The organism is Fibrobacter sp. UBA7003 (genome assembly GCA_002449765.1).
Classification (GTDB): Bacteria; Fibrobacterota; Fibrobacteria; order Fibrobacterales; family Fibrobacteraceae; genus Fibrobacter.
Window position 1 is genome coordinate 220,014 of the sequence record DJXN01000004.1, and the last position, 24,011, is coordinate 244,024.

A 24,011-nucleotide genomic window follows, 5' to 3' on the forward strand; every position below is an offset into this window, starting at 1 on the left:
CGCTTTTTATTTTTTTTCACCAAAACAGGAGTTTCAAGGCGAATTGGGTTGGCATATCAATTTTGAATAATGTATATTATGGGGGAGGTTTATATGGAAGTTCTGAACCCGACACAGCTACATCTTCTAAAGATGTTCTCTTTCGCCAAGGATTCTGAGTCTTTGGAAGAAATTCGTGTTGCCCTGATGGATGTCTTTGCCAAGAGGGTTGAAAAAGACATGGACAATCTTTGGGATTCCGGCAAATGGGACAATAAAAAGAACGAAGCTGTCTTATGCGAACACTTGCGAACTCCCTATAAAGCAGTATGAGAATTGTTCTCGACACCAATTGCCTTCTAGCCTCTCTTTCCAAAAGAGGGGCTTACTATAATGTTTGGAAAGGTTTGCTAGAAGGAAAATACACTCTTTGCGTATCCAACGAAATTCTTGAAGAATACGAAGAGATTATCGCACAAAAAACCACACCCGTCATTGCACTAAATGTCGTTCAAGCCCTTTTAAATGCACCTTCCGTTGAATTAATCGACGCTTTTTTCAGATTTGAGTTGATTCAAAAAGACCCTGATGATAACAAGTTCGTTGATTGCGCTATCGCAGGAAACGCTACATACGTCGTTTCGAATGACGCTCATTTCGACATCCTTAAAGAAATTGACTTTCCGAAATTAATCTTGAAAAATCTGCAAGAATTTTCTGCAATGCTACAATAAGCAGAATCGTTATACTACGCAAAAAAGGCCGCATCGCTGCGGTCCTTTTTATAATGTTGGTCAGGATCCTTCGACTCCGAGGCTACGCCTCTTCGCTCAGGATGACATGCTCAAAGGCCTGAAGCCCCACACCTCAAAGGGAGCGAAGCGACCGACCTCATACCTCACACCTCTTAATCCTTTCCGTACACCTTTTCGGCGTAGGTCACGGTGGCGCCGAGGTATTCGCGGTTCATCTTGGCGATGTAATCCACGGTGATACCCTTCGGGCAGGCGGCCTGGCATTCGTAAAGGTTCGTGCAAGTTGCGCAATCCTCCTTGTCCATCTGGGCGACCATGGCGAGCACACGCTTCTTCGCCTCGACCCTATGACAACCGTTCGCGCTAGACGCAAAAAAAAATCTAATTAGCGCTCACTCCCACCTAAAGGTGGCCATGTACACTAAGCAACAAGTTGCCAAGTGTCCAAAGGTCGCCATCACGACTCGTCAATACGAGTCGCTTTTGGCTCACAGGGGTCACTATCCCTAACGCAAATGCGGCAAATTGCTTTACCAGTGTTACTCTGATTAGAAATGAATATTCATCTATTTAAATGTTTTGATATTTACTTCAGCCTGTCTCAACGTGATGTACTCTCCATTGCTTTCATCTGCAAAATGCCCCATTATTCCCAAGTTTAAGATGCTATTATTGAAGGCCTCTTTAATAAAAAAATTCAAGTTTTCTTCAAATAATGGATTCAAATAAAGCGTGTGACCTCCATTACTAAATCCGTAATTCGTATGTAGTTTACTATTAATTTGGGTAAGAATATCCGCGCAGTTTTGTTTATCTACATCATCTATTTCCTTATTGTCTTTTCGACGAAATCCCAAGAAAAAGAGAATTCCCTTTGGCTCTTCCCTATTGACACTAATTACAAACTTATATTCTATTGTACATTTAAAGTTTTCAGTTTTGTCCTTTGGATATGTAAAATAGTATGCTAAATATAGCCGACGTTTGTCCTTCTTTTCAAGAGCAAATGTTCCTATTTCCGAAAAAGTGCCTTTAGCAAGGTTATCAAGTTTTTCTTTCAAACCATAGAGAATCGGAAAATGTTCGTGATTTACAAGCTTTAATGCTTTTGCGAATTCAGCGACGTCACTCATATTCACATCTCGGCTCTCAGAAGATATTCCGTCAAATCAACCGCTTTTTTCAACGCATCTGCCAATTTTGATTGTGTCGCCGGAGCAGTTATTTCATTTTCTTGTTTTTCATCGGGTCCTAAAGGCCACAACTCTAGACCGCGAACAGACGGTGGATACCCTTCATTTGTGAAGGTTTTAATTTTTGCGTTAGGAAAAACCTTTCGAACCACCTTTATTTCCATGTCTGTTAAATTGTTTTTCTGATAATCCTTTTTCGACGGGTCTATTTTAAGGAATTCTATGGACACATGGTCAATCGGCAGACTTGTTGAAAGAACAAGGTTGACTCTACAGCACCCATTGTCAACAGAATAGTAAACTTCATTTTTGGGAACACAACCAGCATTCACTCCCTTAGGAGAAAGATTATCCTCGCACTTAGATGTCCACGGCACGCCAGCCTGCTGAAAAACAGCATTGGCAAACTGTTCTTGGACGGGATATTGCGGATTCATATCACCCGTGTAGTATTTATTTACCGGCATATAAAACTCCTTTGTATTTAATTGTGAATTGTTTTTTTGAGCGGGGCGGGCTTGCTTGCGCTGGCCCGCGGTGGTGGACTTCCTTGGCAAGCACGCTTGCCTAGGAAGTTCATCACGGAGAATCCTTGAGGCAACGAACCGAGTAGCCGTAGCACTTATTGTAGCCGATGTAGTCGCGGTACGCATCGACCGCGCTCAAGTACCAGTAGTTGGCGCTACCGCTATAGTTCTCAGTGGCACTCCAGAAGTTGGCTCGAGTGCCGACACTGTAGAAGCTACCAGTGCTGTAGTAGCCAGCAGGGAGCGCAGCAAAGCCGTAGGTGTCCTTCGGGTCGCTCCAGTACCCCATAGCCTGCATGGCGTAAGGGGATCCCATAATGGTATAAAGAGTAACCCATTCTTCGCGTGTCGGAATGTGCCAGCCTTCAGGGCAAATTCCACGCACAGGGTATGTCGGTGTACAAAATTTGCCATATCCGCAATTCTTGCCATTCATACTCCACTTGCCCACACTATCCATAGCGGCAGCCCATGTATATAAACGCCCGTATTTTGTGCAACTGTCAGCTTCGTTGTAATAACACCAAGAATTTCCCTTCATCCCTACGTATGCCACACTGTCGGAATAATTCAGGTTTTCCGCCATCCAAGTTTGGCTTCCGATAGTTACCGTCCTGTAAGCCTTGCCATCCCTTGAATCAAACAAATCGCCTTCGACATTTTCTATGGATCCATTCCACAATCCGTCGCTACACAGATAAACAGAATCTTGCGCCACCGAAAGTTGTTTCCTAATTTCATTACCCTCTGTATAACTGACGCAACCCTTCTCAAGAGATATTTCTTCATCTGAAGCATTTCTAAATACACCTGCGTCACAAACGTATTTGTTTGTTGAAATAATCTTTCCATCAACTATTGAACCATCTGTGTTGCAAACTTTTTCGTAGGTATCGTATTCCAAAGCAGTAGCCTCCATCCAGGCATTATTCCTACAGATGTAATAAACATTTTCAAATTCGCTTACAACTTCCGCGTTACTTGTTCCGCAAATGCCAATGGCCGTTTCCCTTTCTGATACGGCCCATTTGGAGCCATCGTAAACATATACTGTATCTGTCACATTGCCTTTCTTGTACTCACCCGTCTTTCCTGTAGTCCATTCGTAGGTATCTTTTTGACAGGTGGTTGCAGCCACCCACTGATTACCATTACAGATAAAGTATTTATTAAAGTTTTTGCTCAACTTGTTGCTGTTCGGAGCAACGATATCCTTACGGTTGACGGAGCACCCGCCCAGCCCATACACGTTGTTCCAATAGATGTCCAAGTAGGTTTCATAATCTGGAATATCCAAGATGTTCCAACTCTTTACCGAGGCCCGAACGGTGCCGTAATCAAGGTCATGCGCCCAGTCTGCCATGTCGGCCTTGGTCTGCAGGTCGTTCCATTCGCCGTCGGTCTTGATATCTGCAATGAACTTGTCTATGGCATTTTGAATCTCGACATCGCTACGGTCACCCATGACCAGCGCCGAAATTGCAAGAAGAGTTGCATTGCCCGCGCTGGTGGTCGCGCTCACGCCCTCGTTCTGGAAAATGGCGAAATCTTCGGAATAGGTCACGGCGGTCGCAAACTCGAAGGCCGTCATGATCTCCTGGGCAGCCTGTTTCTTCGCGGCATAAACACTGTACCCCTTTTCTTGCACCAAGTAAAGTACACGGTCATATTCCAAATGGGTAAGCAGATTTATATTCACTTCGGTCCGTTTCTCCGAAAAGTCGGTCAAGGCTCGGAGCGTCATGGAATCCTTGGACCATTCACCGGTCACCTCGTTCCTGTAAAGACCTCGGACTTCAAGTTTCGCACAAGGGTAAGCAAGGCTCACCTTGGGAATTACAAAATCCCCCTTGTTGCTGGAGATTTCATCTTCGTAAACGACTCCCGAAGGTTTCAAATCCTTTTTCAGTTCATACAGGTTCAGCGGCGAGCCGAACTTGAACGGACCCTTCTGCGCAACACCCGTCACAGAGATATTCTCCCTGACAAAGCCCTCGGGCAAACCATCTTCGCTGGACGAGAACTTCGCGTCACTTTGAGAAACACTAGAAGACGACCCGGCTGATGAGCCTGCCGAATCATTAGCCCGATCAGGGTCCTTATTCGCTCCATCATCCAGAGTCCAGTCACCATTTTCGCAGACATAGGCGGACTTTTCGTCTTTCACGTAAGCGGTTGTCCCCTCACGCTTGCCGGAACACACAGGCAAGTCATCAAACGAGGCTGCAACGATATCGGTATCTGTAGGTTCGACAAGTTCGCCAGTCTGCCCCGAATCAGAATTCCTGTCCGTTCCACTGCCGCTGTCGTCGCCACACGCAGCGAGAGTGAAAGCAATGGATAGTGCTGCAAAATTGCCAATTTTGTTCCAAGCCATGACAGCCTCCACCGGCTAAAATCCTATAGAGTTTCGCCTTGTTCGGCCTAGAAAGCGCGACACCAATCTTGTATGGATACAAAAAAGGGGTGCGGGTTCGCTGCATTTACCAAAGCGGGGCTCTCGACTGCCTCTGACTGATAAATGCAAACGACCCACGCCCCAAACGGGCTGTTGCCCACGACCAGTTGAAATGCTGGCATGACAAACCGAGATATACCGCAAAACGGCATACCTGCGTGAGTGTTCGCCTTGTCCTCAGTCATTGGAAATTGTCGAGATTTCGCTTTGAGAACAGGGTTAAACTCTTTTTTACTCTTTAAAAATAACTTAATTGTTTTCAAAAAAAACTTTTGACATACGCTTTTTTTTTGCAATTTTTCATGTTTTCCCCTAAAATAACAATCTATCGGCTTTGATTTATTTGGATTCCCAACAAAAATATTGTATATTAATACAGGAGTATTACAATCAACTTCAAACGCACTTGTAGATTTCTGCAAAGCAAAGGAGCCATCATGCCAAGTACGCTATTGCAAGTCAGGGTGGACGAAAAGACCCGTTCTGCAGCAGGAAGCATATACGAAAAGCTCGGCATCGACTTGCCGACAGCCGTCCGCATGTTCCTTGCCAGAACCATTCTGGAAAACGGCATACCCTTCAGTATGAAGCTCCGTCCAGCCGCTCCCGCCGATGTTCTCGATGCCATGAAACAGGCTTCGCAGTCTGCCGCCGATGCAGGAGTTGCAGATATGTCTCTTGATGAAATCAACGACGAAATCGCACAGGTCCGAGCCGGCAAATGAAATGCTACGCAGTCATTGACACGAACGTGCTGGTCTCCGCATTGCTAAAATGGGATTCCATTCCAGGGCAGGTCGTGCAACAAACCTACGCCCACGAGATTATTCCCGTTTTCAATGATTCTATCTTACAAGAATACGAAGAAGTGCTCTCCCGTGAAAAATTTCATTTTCCAAAAGAGACTGTCGAATTTTTGCTTTCACGCTTAAAGACAATCGGTGAAAACATGACAACCGTAGAATCGCTTGTTGGCAATTTTCCAGACCCCAAAGACGTCGTATTTTTTGAAGTCACAATGGAAAAGAATAAAACCGATGACGCGTTTCTTGTCACGGGAAATCTGAAACATTTTCCAAAGCACTCCAAAGTCGTCACTCCGGCAGAAATGCTGCGTATTTTGGACAACTTGTAATTCTTTTATTTGTACGCAAAAAAGGGCCGCATCGCTGCGGTCCCTTTTTGCTAAAGGCGATCCCCGCCTTCGCGGGGATGACATAAGAGGGGCGCGGGATGCGCCCATTCCTAATTAATCCTTTCCGTACACCTTTTCGGCGTAGGTCACGGTGGCGCCGAGGTATTCGCGATTCATCTTGGCGATGTAATCCACGGTGATACCCTTCGGGCAGGCGGCCTGGCATTCGTAAAGGTTCGTGCAGTTGCCAAAGCCTTCCTTGTCCATCTGGGCGACCATGGCGAGCACACGCTTCTTCGCCTCGACCTTGCCCTGCGGCAAGAAGCTGAGGTGAGAAACCTTGGCAGATACGAACAACATTGCGGATGCGTTCTTACAGGCGGCCACGCAGGCACCGCAACCGATACAGGCGGCAGCGTCGAAGGCGCGGTCGGCATCGGCCTTGGGAACCGGAATCGTGGAAGCTTCAGGAGCGGCACCGGTGTTGACGGAAACGAAACCGCCAGCCTGGATAATGCGGTCGAAAGCGGTACGATCAACAACGCAGTCACGGAGAACCGGGAATGCGGCGGCGCGCCACGGTTCGATCACGATGGTGTCGCCATCCTTGAACTTGCGCATGTGAAGCTGGCAAGTGGTGGTCGCATGGTCGGGGCCGTGCGGCATACCGTTGATGACGAGGGAGCACATGCCACAAATACCTTCGCGGCAGTCGTGGTCGAAGGCGAAGCCTTCCTTGCCCTGCTTCATCTGTTCTTCGTTCACGATGTCGAGCATTTCCAGGAAGGACATGTCCGGAGAAACATCGTTGATCTTGACAGTTTCGAACTGTCCCTTGGTCTTGGCATCCTTCTGACGCCAAATCTTCAAAGTCAAATTCAGTCCGCTCATTATTTGTAGCTCCTAGTAGCGAGGTGGACGTTATCAAAGGTAAGAGGTTCCTTGGAAAGTTCCGGTGCGACACCGTCGCCCTTGTACTCCCAGGCACCCACGTAGCAGAAGTTCTCGTCGTCGCGCTTGGCTTCGCCTTCCGGAGTCTGGCTTTCTTCGCGGAAGTGGCCGCCGCAAGATTCCTTACGGTGCAGGGCGTCGAGAGTGAGGACTTCGGCGAACTCGAGGAAGTCAGCCACGCGGCCGGCGCGTTCGAGGTTCTGGTTGAAGGAACCTTCGGAGCCGAGCACGTTGACGTTTTCCCAGAATTCGGCACGGAGGGCCGGAATCTTCTCGAGGGCGGTCTTCAGGCCGGCCTCGTTACGGGCCATGCCCACGTATTCCCACATGATGTTACCGAGTTCACGATGGATATCGTTAACAGTGCGGTGACCCTTGATGGAGAGGAGCTTGTGGATGCGTTCTTCGGTCTGCTTCTTGCAGTCTTCGAACGCGGCATCGGATTCGGAAACCTTCTCGAGCTTGGTGCCCGCGAAGTAGCCGCCGATGGTGAACGGAATGACGAAGTAACCGTCGGAGAGGCCCTGCATAAGAGCAGAAGCGCCGAGGCGGTTTGCACCGTGGTCGGAGAAGTTCGCTTCACCGAGAACGAAGCAGCCCGGAATCGTGGACATCAAATCGTAGTCCACCCAGAGGCCGCCCATGGTGTAGTGGATGGCCGGGAAGATACGCATCGGGACCTTGTACGGGTCTTCGTCGGTAATCTTTTCGTACATCTGGAAGAGGTTGCCGTATTTGGCAGAGACGCCAGCAACGCCCATGCGCTGGATAGCGTCGGCGAAGTCGAGATAAACGGCCTGCTTGGTGGAACCCACGCCGAGACCTGCGTCGCAAACCTGCTTGGCGTTACGGGATGCCACGTCACGCGGCACGAGGTTACCGAAGCTCGGGTACTTTTCTTCGAGGTAGTAGTAACGTTCTTCTTCGGGGATCTGGTCCGGGCTGCGAGTGTCGCCCGCCTTGCGCGGAACCCAAATACGGCCGTCGTTACGGAGAGATTCACTCATCAAGGTAAGCTTGGACTGCAGGTCGCCGTGGCGAGGAATGCAAGTCGGGTGAATCTGCGTGTAGCAGGGGTTAGCGAACAGGGCGCCGCGCTTGTAGGCACGGAAAGCGGCCGTCACGTTAGAACCCTGGGCGTTTGTAGAAAGGTAGTAGACGTTACCGTAACCGCCGGTGCAAAGGCAGACAGCGTCACCCACGTGGCTTTCGAGTTCGCCAGTGATGAGGTTACGGACGATGATACCGCGGGCCTTGCCGTCGATCACGACGAGGTCCATCATTTCGCGGCGGGGGAACATCTTCACCTTACCGGCGGCAACCTGGCGCATGAGGGCCTGGTAGGCACCGAGCAAGAGCTGCTGACCCGTCTGACCGCGGGCGTAGAACGTACGGGACACCTGCGTACCGCCGAAGGAGCGGTTGTCGAGGAGGCCACCGTATTCACGACCGAACGGAACACCCTGGGCCACGCACTGGTCGATGATGAGGTTCGAGTTTTCGGCCAAGCGGTGCACGTTGGCTTCGCGAGCGCGGAAGTCACCGCCCTTCACGGTATCGTAGAACAGACGGTAAACGGAGTCGCCGTCGTTCTTGTAGTTCTTGGCAGCGTTGATACCACCCTGGGCGGCAATGGAGTGTGCGCGACGGGGGCTATCCTGGATGCAGAAAGACTTGACATTGTAACCAAGTTCGGCGAGGGATGCAGCGGCAGAAGCACCGGCAAGGCCAGTACCAACCACGATCACCGTGAACTTACGCTTGTTGGCAGGGTTCACGAGCTTGAGTTCGAACTTGTGCTTGGTCCACTTTTCTTCGATGGAACCACCGGGGATTTTAGAATCAAGAATCATTAGTGGGCTCCTTAAAATTAAGCGTTAAAAGAAACTTCGACGGTGCCGACAGAAGGAATCACGAAAGAAGTCTTGGCGGCTTCCTTGGCCTTCTGCTGTTCATACTGCTGCTGGAGTTCATGAGACTTGGTGCGCAGGGCTTCCGTTTCGGGCTGGTTAGCGAGGTAGAAGGCGGCGATAGCGGTGATACCGAAACCGGCAGCAACGACAACACTGTAGATGATGCCGCAGACATCGATAATCGGGGTCCACTTCTGGTGAGCAATGCCCATGGTCTGGAAAGCAGAAGAAATGGCGTGGAACAGGTGCATGCCGATAACGAACATGCTGATCACGTAGAACACAGCCCAGAAGGGGTTGGCGAACATGTCGATAGTGGAGAGCCACATGTCGCGGACGATTTCGCCCTTGTCGTTCAGGTACAGGTAGTGTTCGCCGAACTTGAGCATCATGAGGTGCTGGATGAGGAAGCCGAGAATGAAGAGGCCGGACCAGATCATGGTGAAGGTCGCGAAAGTCTTCTTGCCCTTGCGAGCGTTGACTTCGTAGTCGATGCCACCGCGTGCCTTCTTGTTCTCGATCTTCAGCGTAACCGCGAGGAAGATATGGAGAGCGAAGCAAGCCACCAGGCCGAGTTCGACGAGATAAATCAGCTTAATCGGGAAGTGGAGCGGATTGAACCCGGTCAGGAACTCGGTATAGGCGTTGTAAGACGCCTGGGCCGAAGCCTGGTCAAAGTTCAGGAGTTGGAAGTTACCACACATGTGGCCGAAGATGAACAGGGCGAGTGCCGCACCCGTGCATCCCATGATCTGCTTCTTACCGATGGAGGAGGTAAGATACTTGATGATCCATTGCATTGAGTTGTGTCTCCTTGAGGGGTTTTTGTTTTAAACTTAGAGGACGCAGCAGGCCTTGAGGCTCGGCATTTCGTAAGCGTAGCGTTCGTCTTCCTTGAACCAGAAGTCCAGTTCGCGCTTGGCGGATTCAGGACTGTCGGAGCTGTGCACGACGTTTTCGGTCATGGAAGGGGCAAAGTCGTAGCGGAGAGTACCGGGTTCCGCCTTGGCCGGATTGGTAGCACCGTTGATGGCGCGAACCTTGGCAATGGCATTTTCGCCGCCGAGGGCGAGCATCACGGACGGGCCCTTGGTCATGTAGGCTTCGAGTTCCGGGAAGAACGGCTTTTCCACGTGTTCGGCGTAGAAACCGCGAGCATCGGCAGAGGTCATCTGGTGCATCTTCACGGCGCAGACGGAGAGGCCTGCAGCGATGTAACGGTCGATAATGCGCCCGATGAGGCCGGACTTTACGGCATTGGGCTTGATCATTGCAAATGTCATTTCCATAGTAGGTACCCTTTTTTGAAAGTATGAGAAATATAGATAATTATGGTTCTGCCTCGATCTTTTTCATCAGGTCTTCGGCGAGTTTTCCGCCCGACTTGATGTTGTCGACGAGCCAATCGACGGATTCCTTCAGTTCGCTGTTGGGGAAACGCTTCTGGAAATCTTCCAGAACCTCCAGCGCAAGCGTGTCTCTATGCAGGTTTTCGTTCAAAATGAACCCGCGGCTGAAAAGCGCCTTCTCGACATCGGGACTTTCGGGCCACATGTGCAGGAACACTTTGTATTCCATCTCGGCCTGAGCAAACTGCTCGGCTTCGGCCGCCAACTGCGCAATCTGGAAAGTCGCCTTCGCGAACAGGCTATCGTTATTCGGATTGTAATCGCGCACCTTCTTCCACATAGCGATGGCTGCGGAATAATTGTGGGCATTGGAGAGCGAATCCGCATCCTGTTCCATTTTCGCGACATCGGTCGTCGGGGACTTGATGTTGAGAGTCTTTCTCATGACGGTGACCTTCGCGGAATTCCACGATTCCGCGCGCATGCGTTCGATCTTGTCCTTACGGATCCGACGGATATTGTTGCTGAACGCCTGCTTACGCAAGTCGTCCCACGAGCGGTTCTTGTTGGCTTCGTAATTAGAGAAATACTCGTACTTCACGACATTCTGCGGGAACTGCAGGTAATCGCTGATGTCCTGTTTGGACTTCTCGAAGTTCGCCTGGGGATGAATAGGATTGCCGTTCTTTTCAAAGTAGGCCTTGAGCGAATCTTCCGGAAGGATAGACTCATGTTCAAGCATTTCGGAATAATGGGCCGTAATGTAGTTCACGCGCGTCTGATGGACAAACGCCCTGTATTCCCAGGACTGGTCGAGCTTAAGGGCGCGAGCCTCTTCCGCAAAGGAGAAACATTCGGCCAAGCTAGAAACGAGGCGGCTTCTCGTACGGTTAACCTTGGGAATCCCGGGTTCCTCGTCTAGAATCTGGAGGATATCCCTTTCCTTCACCACCGGAGCCCCGTTCCTGGAAACAAGCACGTAATCAGAATCCAAATCCAGATAGCCGAACGACTTCATCTGGTTGATCACCTCGCCCTTCACACGGTCGAACGGCTTGACTTCGGGAGGAATTTCACGAACAAGGTAAAAGACATGTCGACCAGGAGTCCTTGTCGTCGCAAGTACCGGAGAAATCGAGCCTTCGGGCTTTCCCGCGAACGCTGCGGCAAGACCGTTTACCATGCCTATCCCATACGGGAACGAGAAGCCATCCTTCACGACTCCCACATAGCCACCGTTCGCGGCAGTCTCCTTGTTCTCGCTATGCTTTGTCGCGATTTCCTTAAACTTTTCCAGACTGGTTACGGGCTTTTTGAACAACTTAGCAAGAGCGGCGGAATCTTCCATCTGCACGTGATAGACTTCGAACGCATGCGCCGTCTTGAATTCTTCCTTATGGGCTTCATAATAACCTTCCGGATTGGGAGGGACAATCTTTTCGACGGTCACCGGAAACTTTTCCCTGATAGCCTGGGATGTCGAATCTATCATGCGGCGTTTGAATTCGCCAAGGAAGAGGAGTGTGTCGTTGTTGGCCGCAGCAAGAGCCTCGGCGGAACGGGAAAGCAGCAAGGCCTCGGCCACCTTCCCACGGACATCCAGGAACTCGACACTGCCCGTAGAATCCGCGAAATCGGCCTTGTGCAGTTCGAAATAGGAACGGAGTTCGGATTCGGGGAACAGTAGACATTCAGTCGCAAAGAAACGCTGGTAGACGACCGTAAGTAGACGTGTTTCTAGGCTCTTCGAATACGCCTTCCACTGCGATTCAAGTTCAGGATGCTCGGCGACCGCCTTGGAGACAAAAGCGGACTTCGCAAAAAGTTCGGATGCGATCCGGTCTACCTGCGGACGCCCCTCTGGGTCAAGCTTCACAGCAAGGTCCAGATCTTCGGCATAAACAGTCTCGTCACCGATCCGTGCAATGACCTCCTCGCTTCCGCCAACATTGTTGCATCCCGCGAGAGCCAGTCCCAAAAGAGCGCTTAAGAAAAGAGCTTTCCTGTTCATTAAATCCTCATAGATTTGCTTGTTTTCGACAAAATATAGTCAAAAACACCCATTGCTAAGGCCAGGCGCCACACGAGAAAAAAACAACAAAAAAGCAGTTTTTACGTAATTCGTTGACAATCAACGACTTAGAGGCGTTCAATCGAAAACTTTCATCAAGGAAATCTCCCTTATTTTCTATAATTATGCGCGTTGAAGAAACCGACTTCGACATTTCCGATAACCGCCGCAATAGTGACGGTGGTTGTAGGCGTTCTTGCCCTGAGCGCCTGGTTTGCGCGTATTGCGCTCATAACCTTCCTATCGAGCCCGCACACCTTCGGCGATGTAGAAATCACCCCCCACGGCTACAAGCTGGGCGGCCTCCTCACCCATTCCTGGGATTCCATCTCCGTCAAGACCGGCGAGAACACCTTCTCCGTCAGCGATTTCGACCTTGACATTACCGTATTCGGCGATTCCAGCAAGGTAAAGCTGAACCTCGGAAGCTTCAAGGCGGATATCCACAGCGGCACCCCCGAAAAAGCGGAAAAATCGGAACCTCCCGAACTATCGTTCCCCGAAAAGGCAAAATTCTACCTTCCCACCGAAATGTCCGTCGGCGAAATCGACATCGACATTGACAAGGGCGAAAAAACGGCCAAGCACTGGCAAGCAAAAGACCTGAGCGTCCGGAGCACAGGAACGCAGGCCGTAAAGGTCAAACTCGACGGCATCCAGGGGGACTTCGTGCAGGGGACCGGAAGCTTGGACGTCGCGGCGGACTTTTCGTCCGAAAACGTAAAGCTGAAAGGCAAGGTCAAGGTCGGAAAGGACGAAGTCAAGCTCGACGCGAGCACCCCGAAAACGAACATGGCAGCCGTAAAAACATCCGTGGAACTCGACGTCGCTGACCCGACCCAATGGATTCCCGTCAAACTTCCGCCCGCGGTCCCTGACATCGGAGCGGCCCATGTGAAGGCAACGGCAAGCCTCGACCCCAAAACGGGAAAACCCCGTTACGACGCCACCGTCCGAACGAGAGTCGGGGCATTCTGGCCGCTCATGGCCTGCAACGTCACGGCACGCATCAAGGGCGACGACCGGGACTACCACGTGGAGGCAGACCTCAACAACGACGAAGGAGGCCACATCAAGCTCGAAGGCGACTTCGACAACAACCTCAACGGAGAACTCCAGGGCCGCGTCGAATACATGAGTTCCGTCTTCGGGCCACAGATGATGCCGCTCGACATGGTCATCCATTCGCTCCACAAGCAGGGCGATATCGTGGATGCGGTCATCGAGACAAGGCAGGGTTCGGCCATCGAGGCGACGATTGACCTAAGCGGCCCCCCGAGCATCAGCTTCACCGGAGACATGTCCCCCTACGAACCGTGGGCGCTGGACTGGAACTTCGGGAACCTCACCCTCAAGAACCGGTTCAACCTCGTAGGGTCATTCAACGGCAGCAAGCTACACGTGAAAGCAAAGATTCCAAATGTCGCCTACGCCTACCACATGAAAGCCGATTCGCTCGAAGTGGAACTCGACCTCGACAAGAACGGCATCGAGTTCACTAACGGCATCATCTACACGGAAAAAGAGACATTCGACTTCTTCGGCGACGTGATGTGGACGCACGAAGAACCGCACACGTCGTGGGACGTCACGCAGCGCCACGGAGGACACGCTTTCGCCTACATCACATGGACCGATTCCATCACCATCCAGGCAAATGCGGACTCCGTCGATATCACGACCATTCCCTTCGCCGATTTCTCCATCAACGGAGACATCTACGGCGAAGTTTCCGGACGCTGGCACCACAACCTGACGGACAATGTCGGATTTCTGGACGTATTCGCCGAAGGCCGTTACGAACCGTTTGACCTGCAAGGGCGAATCCAGGCGCGACAGAACGGCGACACCATCTTCATCGACAACTTCCACGCCATCCAGGACAAGAACATGGTGGAAGCCGAAGCGACATTCGTCCTTCCGAACGATTCGAACCCGGACTTCAAGCCTACCGGCTATCTGCCAGTGCAGGTGCAGCACGCATGGGCGGCGGCAAAGAACTTCAGCATTCCCATCCTGCTCGAAGCAATGAACGACTCCACACTCTCCAGCGGCATGATCACCGGCGACATCGCATACGAAGACAGCCACGGCATGCTCGGGAACATCGACATCACGAACATCGAACTGCGCAAGATATCGAAGGACCTGATCGACATCAACAAGTTGAACATATTCGCCGAAGGCGACAAGGTCGAAGTCAATTCCTACGTAAACATCGGCAAGGGCGGATGGGCTGGCAAATCGCAGATTATCATCAACAACATTTTCCAGGACAAACGCCACGTGACCGTAGACTACAGCACAGACACCGGCGGCGACCTGAACGTCGAAGGCGACATCGACTCCGCCTTCGTATTCACGGGAAAGGCGGCCGTCGCAGGTTCCTGGTTCATTCCCGGCACCACAAGCGAAATCAAGAAGACAGACCTGCAGGCTGACATCACGGCAAACATCAAGGAAGGGCTAAAGGGAATCTCGGCAAAAATCTACAGCGACTCGACATTCTTCCAGCCTCCCAAGATGACAAGGCTCGTCCCCATCAAGTTGCGGGGCTCGCTCGAGAACGGGCTTGTCGAGATAAGCGAACTTTCGACGCACAACCACGAACAGGAAACCATCAACGTTTCCGCAGCCTACAACCTCGACAGCATGACCATCGAGCGGTTCAACATATCGTCCGAACAGTTCAGCCTGAGATCCGGCCCTCATTCCATCATCGTGAGGGACGTGTCCGGAACCGTCGACGACTTCGATAACGAGATGACCATCTCCGTGAACCTTCCCTACATCCAGTACAACTTCTACGACGAGACGTTCGGCGATGGCGAAATCCAAGCTCAGAGCAACCTCGACTTCATCATGCCCCACTCCAAGGGAGACAGGCTGCAGAACAACACCATCGCAGGCAAGCTCGTCGTTGACAAGATGGTCTACCACAAGGCGCTCGAATTCCAGATTACGCCGGCTTCGCTCGACCGCATTCTCAACATGTTCAACAACTTCATCGCCAAGTTGCGTAAATCGGAAATCCAGGAAACAAAGCTTTCGACGGCAAGTCCCATCAACCTCATGATTCACGTGAACGACTCCCAGAGGGACTCCGTCGAAATCGTGACCCCGTTCGCGACCTTCCCCTTCACCTTCGACATCTGGGTGCTCGGCAACACGAACCGTCCGCTATTGCGCGGCGATGTCATCAACGCGAACACCGGATTCATCGGCGTCCAGGAACTCTACGAGTTCGAACTCAACGCCTTCAGAATTTCATGGATGGACGTCCCGTGGCAACATGGCGAAGTCGACGTATCGAGTGCGCAGAACCTCCCCTACTGCGACGACACCGGCAACCGCGAAGGAGAGACGTGCCCCATCAATTTCGACATTACGGGAACCATTACCAACCCGCAGCCGACCCCCAGTTCCAACTGCGGAACCGAGGCTAGTGCGGCGGCCACCTACTACAACATCATTCTCGGATGCATCGCCGACAACAACGACGAATCGACCGACTGGAACAAGATTGCAGGCAAGGCCATCGGCAAGGTGCTGTCTTCGACGGCGAACAAGACCCTCGGCGGCGAATACATCGGCGACATCGACATGAAGGTGATGCTGTTCAACAACAACACCACAAGCGACAAGGACTCGAGCTACTTCAAGTTGCCCATCTCGCTCGACCGCTGGGTCAAGGACCTGAGCCTCATCTTCGGCTACACGCAGGACCAGAGCGAGAACCCGACCTACGACCAGGCGCTCCAATTCGGCGTGAGCTACAAACTGCCCGTATTCAAGGATTCTACCTACTCGCACAAGAACCATATCGCACCTTCGCTCAACCTGAACGGCCAGCTCATCTCGAAGCAATACCTTACCAATACAGGTACGGGCGGAAACGAAAACCGGCTTGAGAAGAACATCGGTCTCAACTACGGCTACAAGTTCTGGAACCCGTGCCTCCTCGGCATCGGCCATTGCGAGACGGTATCGCCGGGCGAACGCAACAAACCGCTCGAGAGCAAGCAGGAGGACAAGAAATGAGATTCTTTCTAGGCATCCTTTTGCTATGTGCTACATACCTTTTCGCCGAAGAAGGCGACAAGCATCCCTGGTACGTGACCCTCGACGGCAACTCGACCTTCTCGAATTTCCAGTTGCAGGAGCAGCTCGAGATTCCCGAAGAATTCGGACAGCTCGACACCATCAAGCAAGACTTCATGATGGGACTTGCGATAGAGAACATCAAGGCCCTCTACTATTCACGCGGGTTCTTCAGCCTCGACCTCAAACTCGAAATCCAGCGCGAATTCATCCGCCCTGACAGCGTGCAGCGCGGCTACATCATTTCGTTGCGCGAAGGCGAACGCTACCATTTCGGCGGGACAACCATCCTTGTCCCGGACAGTTCAAAAATCGAAATCGACAAGAGCGCCCTGCGGACCAACAACAAGGAACGACTTTTCAACCATGACGACATCGCCGAAGACATCCAGCTTATCCAGCAGACCTACCGCAAGGCGGGCTACCTGCACACCTACGTGAGCCCGGCCGAACTCATCGACACCGTCAGGAAGTGCATCATCGTCGAAGTGAGCGTAAACCCTGGAGCGAAGGTCATCATGGGCAACATGATCAGTACGACCCAGAAGGTCACCGACAAGACGAACCGCAGCAAGGAAGCCGGACTTTCCGACACGGCGTGGCTATCGTCCTTGTGGAAAACGCCACAGGGAGAAATCATCGATGGTAACAAGTTCAACTCGTTCAAGAGCAAGTTGCTTTCGACACAGCTATTCACGCAAATCAAGCTGAACGACTCCCTGAGAGCCGACGGACTTTCGGATGTGCACCTCGACGTGACCGAGCGCATTCCCGGAGAAGCGAGATACGGAGTATTCTTCGAAGAAATGTACGGGTTCGGCGCCATCGCGTATGCAAAGCACAAGAACTTCTTCGGAACGTTCAACGAATTCTCGACCTCCTTCCAGATAGCGCAGAACAAGCAGGAAATTTCTCTCGGCTACGCGAACCCGCTCTTGTTCGGGACATCGTTCACGTTCATCCCGACAGCTATCCGACTGGAAGACCGTTTGAGCTTCAACCACGAAAAGATTGCCCCCCCCGCCTACCCCGACAGCATTGAAGAACGTTACGAAATCATCAACCGCGGAGACTTGACCTTCGGCATTACCGACCACATCCGTTTCCGTGGCACCATCGATACCCGATTCGTGAGCAAGAATGGCGAGGACATGTACAAGGTGAAGGGAGAAATCGCACTCACCTTCGACTACACCGATGACTATTTCAACCCCACGAAGGGCATACGTATCGCGCCCACGGTCGGTGCAGGCACCAACCTGAACGCCAACCTGGAAAAGCTGACTGTGATAGGGAACCCCTACACCTATGGCGAAGCGACTGTCAACCTCTACCGTCCGCTGTTCTGGACATTCTACGGAGCATTGAGCGGAAGCGCGGGCAAGTTCTTCGAGAAGGCGCTCGAAGACGATGCGCGCGTATTTTACCAGGGTGGCAGCCGTTCGGTGCGTGGTTACCGCTTCCGCAGCATCTATACCAGCTACACTAGCACCGATGACGAAGGGAACGAAATCATCAACACGGGACTTACGCCGATGTATCTTCGAATAAACGAAGAAATCCGCTGGTCGTTCCCGTGGAAAAGCTGGAGCCACTGGCAAATCGTACAGTTCTACGACTGGACGCGCATCATGGACCAGGACAGCGAACAGTTTCCATCCAAGACAAGCGAATCGCTCGGACTCGGGCTCCGTTATCGCTGGCAGTTCCTCACGTTCCGCCTGGATTACGCGTTCAAGAAGAACCTGGACAACTGGAACATGGAAAACTTCGCCTGGGGCAGGTTCGCGTTCGACCTATCGCAGACGTTCTAGAATTTTATGCAATCAGACGGTTTCGCGGTAGAGGCGAGAGAGACTCGACTGCGCGGGAGCAACTTCGGCTTCGATTCCGGCGGCTGCAAGAATGTCGCGAATTTTTTCAGGTGTCAGAGTATTGCCGCGGACCTCTACCTTGAACGTCGCGGTTTCGCTCGCGATGTCGGCGACCCGCCCGCTCTTCAAGACGTGCCCGCGGTCAATAATCGCGAAGTCGGTCGCCTCCTCTTCCATCTCGGCTAAGATATGCGAGCACACGATGGCCGTACCGCCTTCCTGCCTGCGCCAGTCCGCAATGAGTTTCCACACCGTCTCGCGCGACATCGGGTCGAGATTCGCCACCGGCTCGTCCAGAATCAAAAGGCGCGGCGCAGGTGCCATCGCACGCAGCAACTGCACCTTCTGGCGGTTCCCGAGTGAAAGCTTGCCCATGCGGGTATCGAGCGACGGGAGTTCCAGGCTCTTCGCGATGCGGGCAATGCGTTCGCGGGCCTCGGTCTCATTCCACGTCGGGATACGGGCCGCGTAGAACCCCACGAAATAGTCCACGTACTCGTTTATCGAAAGTTTCGGGTAGATGCCCGGATTCTCGAGCAGCATACCGCAGGCGAGCGGGTCGAGGAACGAACCTCGCGAACCCGAACCTGCAACCCCCTTCGCGCCAGAATGCGTATTAGACCCGCGCACGTCGCCAGCAAGTTCAATCGTGCCCGAGAATTTCGCGAAACGCCCGCACAGCAGGCGGAGTAATGTAGTCTTCCCCGCCCCATTCGGGCCCAGCAGCGCAAAGAAACTCCCCCGCGGGATTTCGAGCGACACGCCCGAAAGCGCGTCCACGCCCGATTTCGGGTAACGGAACGAGACATTCTCGACTTTTACCAGCGGGTTTTCCATCGCGCGCCCCGCAAAACTACTTGCAGAATTCCTTGACCGCCTCGGCCGGGTTCTTGATGAGCGCGAAAGCGTCCTTCGTCTGGCGCACCGCCTCCATCTGCACCTTCTCGGATGCACGCTGCAGGTACTGGATGCAACGCCAGTCCGTACGCACGGCGGCAAGCTGCACCGGCTCTGTACGGTCCTTGATGCTCACGAACTCAAAAGCATGGTAGTCCTGCTTCACCGCGGCAATCACGATGGCTGCCGACGGGCGCACGATATCTTGCAGGGCATGCCAGTCGCGTTCCACGAGCGCCGCCTGGATCTTTTCGCCCATGAAGGGCACAGCCTTTACGGCTTCGGCACTCGCGCGCACCGCCTCGGCCCACAGGTCTTCGCCCGCGTTGTCAATCTTCTTCACGATTTTCCAGTCGCTACGCACCGCTGCCTTGAGCAGGTCGGGGTTCGTCACGAACTTGAGAATATTCGGGTCGCCGTTTACCGCGGCAAGGAGCGCGGGCTCGTCAAGGGCGTTGAGCGACTCCTTCAAATCTTCGCAAAGGCCGTTCTTGATGTAGAGAATCGCCTGCACGTTCTTTTCGAATGCAGCCTTCTGCACCGTTTCAGTCGGATTCTGAATTAAGCTAATAGCGTACCAGTTCAGCTTAATAGCTTCAAGCTGTTGTTCTTCTGTGGGGTTCTCAATATTCTTTATTTCGGTCCAAGACTGCATAAAACCTCGTGTTATCGAAACAAAGATAATAATAGCTATGAGGTGTGAGGTATGAGATCGCCCGCTGTAGCGGGCTTTGAGGGAAGATCAGTGAGGTTTGAGGTCAAAGGCGACACTCAATCTTTCACACAACGGACAGACAACCCGAATTCCTTGAAGGTTCCGTTCAGGACCGCAGTCTTAGTGGGGCTGACCAAGAGCAATTTGTACGCTTCAGCGTTATTGGCGAACTCGCTATTGACCTCAGTAGAGCTCCAGAACTCCGCATAGAAGCCTTCGTAGTTGTAATACACTTCCTTGATGCCCGCAGGCAACGCAGTAAAGGAATAATCATCCGTTCCGTTGCTGCTTATACTCAAGTCACTCAAGTTTTTCAATCCATCTTTGGACTTGATGTGTGCAGGCATCGCTAAGGCCAAGCCAAAGGCCAAGCCTTTCGCACTGCTTTTCCATCCGCTAGTGGACTTGAGCTTGGTGCCTGCTCCCATCCATTTTTTTTCATTTTCCTTATCCTGTGTTCCGCCCACGGCCCTAAACAGGGTCTCGAACTCAGCCTTGCTGGGAAGGTGCCAATCGGTGGGGCATGCACTTCTTGCCGCATTCCACGAATAAAGCCTTCCGTATTTCTGGCAGTTTGACTCTTCGTCTTTAAAGCACCAACTGCTATCCGTTTTGAAATAGAGGTTCTCCGCCATCCAAACCTGATTGCCGATTTTCACTGTCTTGTAGGTTTGACCATCGCGGGAATCCGTCATCGTTCCAATCTCAGAATTGGAGTCACAAGCGTTTATCGCAAATGACAACGCAAGCAAAGCAAGAATGGCAAAAGTACGATTCATAGAAAGCCTCATGAATTCTATAATTATACATTTTTTTGGCTGGTTCACCGCCACTTTGGCAATTTTGTGCTTTTTCTATATACAAAAAGATCCCCGAACAAGTCGGGGATGACATAATGCGAGTCTGGATCCTTCGCTACGCTCAGGATGACGCAACACGCGGAGCGTTTGCCCCGCTACACTTTACTTGTAAAGCGGATGCTTCTTGCAGAGAGCCACGATTTCTTCGCGGATCTTGGCGAGAGCGGCATCGTCGTCCTTGGCTTTGATGCAGCGGTCGATGATGCGGGTCACTTCGCGGGTATCTTCTTCGTCAAAGCCACGGGTCGTGATAGCAGCAGTACCGAGACGCACTCCGGACGGATCCATCGGCTTGCGCGGATCGAACGGGATTGTAGAACGGCTGCAGGAGATGCCGACCTTTTCCATCGCGACTTCGGCTTCCTTACCGGAAACGCCCTTGGAGGTCATGTCCACCACGATGAGGTGGTTGTCGGTACCGTCGCTGATGACCTTGTAGCCCAGCTTCATCATTTCGTCGGCCATGGCCTGAGCGTTCTTGATAACGTTCTTCGCGTAGGTCTGGAATTCCGGCTGCAGAGCTTCGAGGAATGCAACGGCCTTACCGGCGTTGATGTGGTCGTGCGGACCACCCTGCATGCCCGGGAACACGCCCTTGTCGATTTCCTTGGCGAGGGAGACTTCCTTGAGTTCGCCCTTCACCATCTTCTGGATGGTGCGGTCCTTGCACATGATGATAGCGGAACGCGGGCCACGGAGAGTCTTGTGGGTCGTGGTCGTCACGATGTCGAAATACGGCACCGGAGATTCGATAGCCTTACCGGCAATGAGACCGGCAATGTGAGAAATGTCAGCCATAGTGAGAGCGCCCACTTCGTCGGCAATTTCCTTGAAACGCTTCCAGTCGAGGTTGCGGCTGTAGGCAGAGAAACCGGCGAGGATCATCTTCGGCTTTTCGCGGAGAGCGATTTCGCGAACCTTGTCCATGTCGATGCGGCCCGTTTCCTTGTCGACTTCGTACTGCACGAAGTTGTAGAGCATGCCGGAGAAGTTCACCGGATGACCGTGAGAAAGGTGTCCACCGTGGTCGAGCTTGAGGCCGAGGACCTTGTCGCCCGGTTTGAGGACGGCGAAGTACACGGCGGCGTTGGCCGGAGAACCGGACAGCGGCTGGATGTTCACGTGGTCGCAACCAAAGAGCTTCTTGCAACGTTCGATGGCGAGCGCTTCCATCTTGTCGATCACTTCGTTACCACCGTAGTAGCGCTTGCCCACGTAGCCTTCGCTGTACTTGTTGGTCAGCACGGAACCCATGGCTTCCATGACGGCCTTGGAGGTGTAGTTTTCGGAAGCGATGAGTTCGATGCCATATTCCTGGCGTTCGGCTTCTTCCTGGATGATGTTGTAGATTTCCGGATCGGTCTGTTGCAGTGTAGATTTGAGCATTTAGCTACTCCTTGATTTGTACGGCCCAAATATAGAAAAAAGCGGAGCCAGTCACCCAGCCCCGCTCGATTTTATCAGGAGTATTTTGATAAAAAGAACAGAAGAACTACCTCAAAGCAGGAGTTTCCCAGTCAATCCATTCAGACTTGTTGAAGTTGATGGTCTGGGTGTTCTTGCTGTAGTCAATCTTACCCGTCTTGGCGTCCTTGCCGAGCAGGAACTTGTTCATAAAGTCCTTGACTTCGTCGAACTGTCCGTTCGGGAGCGAACAGTGCGCGTGGCCGCCTTCCTGGCTATAGGTGTAATTTTCCGTCACGCCGAGAGCCTTGTAGGTTTCGAGAGAAGCCTGGCCGCAGTAGTTCGACGGCACTTCGCCCAGCCATTCCTGGCCCGCGTTATCGAGGATGAGGAGCGGACGCGGGGCGACCATGCTCACGAGCATGTGCTGGTCGAACGGGAGCGTATTTTCCCTGCCGTCGTAGTTCTTGAAGGAGGAAATCATCCACTTGCCTTCGGAACCAGCGCTGTTCAGGCCCTGCACGAACTGCTTGCCCTTCTGCCTGTTGACCTGGGCGCCCACACGCCAGAGGGAAGCGCCACCGGAACCGGATTCCTGCGGGATGGTAAGAGCGATACGTTCATCGAAAGCACCCACGGCAAGCGTACCCTTACCCCAGCGGGAGCAACCCGTCATGGCGAGGTGGTGCACGTCGATACCGGCTTCAGGAGTCTTTTCGAGAGCGTCGATGATTCGGCTTACGCCCCAGGCCCATGCGATGATGGTGCCGTACTTGTCCGTATTGCCGCCATAGATGTTGAAGAACATACCGCCACCGCTTTCAGGAGCGACGTTATCCGGATTGAACGTAATCATGGCGATATCGAGGCCGTTCGTTGCATTGCCGAGGCTTCCGCATCCACCCATCATGCCGCCGCCAAACCCGATGAGAGCCGGCTTCGGCTTGTCCTTGGTGCCCGCATTTGAAATGCTTACAGAGAAGCTGCCGGACTTGCCCTTGTCGGTCACCTTGATGGTGAGCTTTCCGCCGGAGTAGGAGCCTTCGACCTTTTCGGGATTGCGCGGTTTTTGGCCGAACATGAGCTTTTCAAGCATCGCGCCGATTTCTTCGCGGCGGCACTTCCATTCGTCCTTCGTAGAAATGCGCTTGCCATCGAGACCCATGAACGGGTCGGGCAGCTTCGCGTTGTTCACACTCGTCGGGATGTTGCCAATCTGGCATTCGCTGCGGTGGTCTTCCACGAAGGAAGGCGATTCCGGCTGTGCGGCCGAGCTGCTGCTCGACACCACAAGTTCTGCCGAAGAACTAAAGAAATGATGATGCGAAGAGCTGGAAGAAACCACGACAGCCGAAGACGGCGGCGGAAGCGCCGCGGACGACGAACTTTCGGTCGGCGGCAAAAGCCCCGCGCTCGAAAGCGGCGAGACCTCGACGGTATCCCCATCTTCGAAGGTTTCGTGGCTTATTTCAAGGACTGAACGCGAAGAAGAAGACCCCAAAAGGGAATCCCCCGCAGACGAGAGGCCTCCCTGATCCCCAAGACATTCCGGAGTTGTACATTCCACGGGCGAAGTGTCTTCCCCGCAGGCCCAAATTCCGAATGCGACGAGCGCAAACGGGAACATATATTTCCACTTTTTCATAACCATCCCCAAAGTTTAAAGTCGCCCATTCGACTTTATCCGGGCTCTAATAAAATAAATTCCCCTCGGGTAAAAAAGTTCCGTTTTTTTTCATAAAGCGTTGTTCGCATTTACAACAAAATCGTGACGCGGATCATAGTCACAACCATGTTTTTTTGGCAAGGGGTCGCACTTAAAAAAAATA

The 24,011-nt window shown here is 52.5% G+C and carries 20 protein-coding genes; 6 read left to right on the forward strand and 14 right to left on the reverse strand.

Translation table 11 applies throughout. The annotated features are described in order from the left end of the window. Positions 1 to 93: 93 nt before the first annotated feature. Together B2952_RS03460 and B2952_RS03465 are read left to right on the forward strand one after the other, a co-directional pair. Positions 94 to 312: a hypothetical protein gene (locus B2952_RS03460; RefSeq protein WP_290733774.1), complete on the forward strand. Its 219-nt coding sequence runs from the start codon at positions 94 to 96 to the stop codon at positions 310 to 312. After that, positions 309 to 713 carry a putative toxin-antitoxin system toxin component, PIN family gene (locus B2952_RS03465; protein ID WP_290723907.1) on the forward strand — a complete coding sequence of 135 codons (405 nt, stop codon included), beginning with the start codon at positions 309 to 311 and terminating at the stop codon, positions 711 to 713. The genes B2952_RS03460 and B2952_RS03465 overlap by 4 nt, the downstream gene beginning before the upstream one ends. A gap of 173 nt (positions 714 to 886) precedes the next feature. Here the strand turns inward: B2952_RS03465 and B2952_RS03470 are convergent, their stop codons facing one another. From B2952_RS03470 to B2952_RS03485, 4 genes are all read right to left on the reverse strand, one after another. Next, positions 887 to 1,060 carry a hypothetical protein gene (locus B2952_RS03470; protein WP_290733772.1) on the reverse strand — a complete coding sequence of 58 codons (174 nt, stop codon included), beginning with the start codon at positions 1,058 to 1,060 and terminating at the stop codon, positions 887 to 889. 240 nt (positions 1,061 to 1,300) lie between these two features. Continuing rightward, complete coding sequence (locus tag B2952_RS03475; RefSeq protein ID WP_290733770.1) at positions 1,301 to 1,867, reverse strand: hypothetical protein; 567 nt, start codon at positions 1,865 to 1,867, stop codon at positions 1,301 to 1,303. A 2-nt stretch (positions 1,868 to 1,869) separates the two neighbouring features. Next, a complete protein-coding gene (locus B2952_RS03480; RefSeq protein ID WP_290733768.1) occupies positions 1,870 to 2,394 on the reverse strand; it encodes a hypothetical protein in 525 nt (174 codons plus the stop codon). Positions 2,395 to 2,506: 112 nt separating this feature from the next. Beyond that, positions 2,507 to 4,831, reverse strand: a complete 2,325-nt coding sequence (locus tag B2952_RS03485) for a fibrobacter succinogenes major paralogous domain-containing protein (protein WP_290733766.1) — start codon at positions 4,829 to 4,831, stop codon at positions 2,507 to 2,509. A 518-nt stretch (positions 4,832 to 5,349) separates the two neighbouring features. On the opposite strand from B2952_RS03485, the gene B2952_RS03490 reads away from it, so the two are divergent. Then, positions 5,350 to 5,637, forward strand: coding sequence for a type II toxin-antitoxin system RelB/DinJ family antitoxin (locus B2952_RS03490; RefSeq protein ID WP_290733764.1), 288 nt, complete (start codon positions 5,350 to 5,352; stop codon positions 5,635 to 5,637). Beyond that, the gene (locus B2952_RS03495; protein ID WP_290733762.1) at positions 5,634 to 6,047 is read left to right on the forward strand and encodes a putative toxin-antitoxin system toxin component, PIN family; all 414 of its coding nucleotides are present in this window, start codon (positions 5,634 to 5,636) and stop codon (positions 6,045 to 6,047) included. Before B2952_RS03490 ends, B2952_RS03495 begins: the two co-directional genes overlap by 4 nt. Before the next feature lie 114 nt (positions 6,048 to 6,161). Here B2952_RS03495 and B2952_RS03500 read toward each other — a convergent pair whose 3' ends face one another. From B2952_RS03500 to B2952_RS03520, 5 genes are read right to left on the reverse strand one after another with little or no spacing between them, the layout of a single operon-like run. Beyond that, positions 6,162 to 6,938, reverse strand: a complete 777-nt coding sequence (locus B2952_RS03500; RefSeq protein ID WP_290733760.1) for a succinate dehydrogenase/fumarate reductase iron-sulfur subunit — start codon at positions 6,936 to 6,938, stop codon at positions 6,162 to 6,164. Beyond that, positions 6,938 to 8,851 carry a fumarate reductase/succinate dehydrogenase flavoprotein subunit gene (locus B2952_RS03505; RefSeq protein WP_163414398.1) on the reverse strand — a complete coding sequence of 638 codons (1,914 nt, stop codon included), beginning with the start codon at positions 8,849 to 8,851 and terminating at the stop codon, positions 6,938 to 6,940. The genes B2952_RS03500 and B2952_RS03505 overlap by 1 nt, the downstream gene beginning before the upstream one ends. Before the next feature lie 17 nt (positions 8,852 to 8,868). Continuing rightward, positions 8,869 to 9,711: a succinate dehydrogenase cytochrome b subunit gene (locus tag B2952_RS03510; RefSeq protein WP_290733756.1), complete on the reverse strand. Its 843-nt coding sequence runs from the start codon at positions 9,709 to 9,711 to the stop codon at positions 8,869 to 8,871. Between the two features lie 36 nt (positions 9,712 to 9,747). Continuing rightward, entirely contained in the window at positions 9,748 to 10,200 is a 453-nt protein-coding gene (gene ndk, locus B2952_RS03515) for a nucleoside-diphosphate kinase (protein ID WP_072797367.1), read from the reverse strand. A gap of 40 nt (positions 10,201 to 10,240) precedes the next feature. Beyond that, on the reverse strand, positions 10,241 to 12,271 hold the full coding sequence (locus tag B2952_RS03520) for a peptidyl-prolyl cis-trans isomerase (protein WP_290733754.1): 2,031 nt from the start codon (positions 12,269 to 12,271) through the stop codon (positions 10,241 to 10,243). A gap of 192 nt (positions 12,272 to 12,463) precedes the next feature. Here B2952_RS03520 and B2952_RS03525 point away from each other — a divergent pair, with 192 nt between their 5' ends. Continuing rightward, on the forward strand, positions 12,464 to 16,372 hold the full coding sequence (locus B2952_RS03525) for a hypothetical protein (RefSeq protein WP_290733752.1): 3,909 nt from the start codon (positions 12,464 to 12,466) through the stop codon (positions 16,370 to 16,372). Next, positions 16,369 to 18,246: a BamA/TamA family outer membrane protein gene (locus tag B2952_RS03530; RefSeq protein WP_290733750.1), complete on the forward strand. Its 1,878-nt coding sequence runs from the start codon at positions 16,369 to 16,371 to the stop codon at positions 18,244 to 18,246. Before B2952_RS03525 ends, B2952_RS03530 begins: the two co-directional genes overlap by 4 nt. 12 nt (positions 18,247 to 18,258) lie before the next feature. On the opposite strand, the gene B2952_RS03535 is transcribed toward B2952_RS03530, so the two are convergent. The 5 genes from B2952_RS03535 to B2952_RS03555 all read right to left on the reverse strand — a co-directional run bounded on the left by B2952_RS03535 (position 18,259) and on the right by B2952_RS03555 (position 23,827). Beyond that, a complete protein-coding gene (locus tag B2952_RS03535; protein ID WP_290733748.1) occupies positions 18,259 to 19,143 on the reverse strand; it encodes an ABC transporter ATP-binding protein in 885 nt (294 codons plus the stop codon). A 16-nt stretch (positions 19,144 to 19,159) separates the two neighbouring features. After that, the gene (locus B2952_RS03540) at positions 19,160 to 19,858 is read right to left on the reverse strand and encodes a hypothetical protein (RefSeq protein ID WP_290728727.1); all 699 of its coding nucleotides are present in this window, start codon (positions 19,856 to 19,858) and stop codon (positions 19,160 to 19,162) included. 116 nt (positions 19,859 to 19,974) lie between these two features. Then, positions 19,975 to 20,613, reverse strand: coding sequence for a fibrobacter succinogenes major paralogous domain-containing protein (locus B2952_RS03545; protein ID WP_290781498.1), 639 nt, complete (start codon positions 20,611 to 20,613; stop codon positions 19,975 to 19,977). 267 nt (positions 20,614 to 20,880) lie between these two features. Further along, positions 20,881 to 22,164: a serine hydroxymethyltransferase gene (glyA, locus tag B2952_RS03550; RefSeq protein ID WP_290728715.1), complete on the reverse strand. Its 1,284-nt coding sequence runs from the start codon at positions 22,162 to 22,164 to the stop codon at positions 20,881 to 20,883. 106 nt (positions 22,165 to 22,270) lie between these two features. After that, on the reverse strand, positions 22,271 to 23,827 hold the full coding sequence (locus B2952_RS03555; protein WP_290733745.1) for a hypothetical protein: 1,557 nt from the start codon (positions 23,825 to 23,827) through the stop codon (positions 22,271 to 22,273). Positions 23,828 to 24,011: the final 184 nt, after the last annotated feature.

Excerpts from the sequence above, each read along its gene's own strand:
- B2952_RS03460 (WP_290733774.1), top strand. The coding sequence starts at position 94 with ATGGAAGTTCTGAACCCGACACAGCTACATCTTCTAAAGATGTTCTCT.
- B2952_RS03465 (WP_290723907.1), top strand. The coding sequence starts at position 309 with ATGAGAATTGTTCTCGACACCAATTGCCTTCTAGCCTCTCTTTCCAAA.
- B2952_RS03475 (WP_290733770.1), bottom strand. The coding sequence starts at position 1,867 with ATGAGTGACGTCGCTGAATTCGCAAAAGCATTAAAGCTTGTAAATCAC.
- B2952_RS03480 (WP_290733768.1), bottom strand. The coding sequence starts at position 2,394 with ATGCCGGTAAATAAATACTACACGGGTGATATGAATCCGCAATATCCC.
- B2952_RS03485 (WP_290733766.1), bottom strand. The coding sequence starts at position 4,831 with ATGGCTTGGAACAAAATTGGCAATTTTGCAGCACTATCCATTGCTTTC.
- B2952_RS03490 (WP_290733764.1), top strand. The coding sequence starts at position 5,350 with ATGCCAAGTACGCTATTGCAAGTCAGGGTGGACGAAAAGACCCGTTCT.
- B2952_RS03495 (WP_290733762.1), top strand. The coding sequence starts at position 5,634 with ATGAAATGCTACGCAGTCATTGACACGAACGTGCTGGTCTCCGCATTG.
- B2952_RS03500 (WP_290733760.1), bottom strand. The coding sequence starts at position 6,938 with ATGAGCGGACTGAATTTGACTTTGAAGATTTGGCGTCAGAAGGATGCC.
- B2952_RS03505 (WP_163414398.1), bottom strand. The coding sequence starts at position 8,851 with ATGATTCTTGATTCTAAAATCCCCGGTGGTTCCATCGAAGAAAAGTGG.
- B2952_RS03510 (WP_290733756.1), bottom strand. The coding sequence starts at position 9,711 with ATGCAATGGATCATCAAGTATCTTACCTCCTCCATCGGTAAGAAGCAG.
- ndk (WP_072797367.1), bottom strand. The coding sequence starts at position 10,200 with ATGGAAATGACATTTGCAATGATCAAGCCCAATGCCGTAAAGTCCGGC.
- B2952_RS03520 (WP_290733754.1), bottom strand. The coding sequence starts at position 12,271 with ATGAACAGGAAAGCTCTTTTCTTAAGCGCTCTTTTGGGACTGGCTCTC.
- B2952_RS03530 (WP_290733750.1), top strand. The coding sequence starts at position 16,369 with ATGAGATTCTTTCTAGGCATCCTTTTGCTATGTGCTACATACCTTTTC.
- B2952_RS03535 (WP_290733748.1), bottom strand. The coding sequence starts at position 19,143 with ATGGAAAACCCGCTGGTAAAAGTCGAGAATGTCTCGTTCCGTTACCCG.
- B2952_RS03540 (WP_290728727.1), bottom strand. The coding sequence starts at position 19,858 with ATGCAGTCTTGGACCGAAATAAAGAATATTGAGAACCCCACAGAAGAA.
- B2952_RS03545 (WP_290781498.1), bottom strand. The coding sequence starts at position 20,613 with ATGACGGATTCCCGCGATGGTCAAACCTACAAGACAGTGAAAATCGGC.
- glyA (WP_290728715.1), bottom strand. The coding sequence starts at position 22,164 with ATGCTCAAATCTACACTGCAACAGACCGATCCGGAAATCTACAACATC.
- B2952_RS03555 (WP_290733745.1), bottom strand. The coding sequence starts at position 23,827 with ATGAAAAAGTGGAAATATATGTTCCCGTTTGCGCTCGTCGCATTCGGA.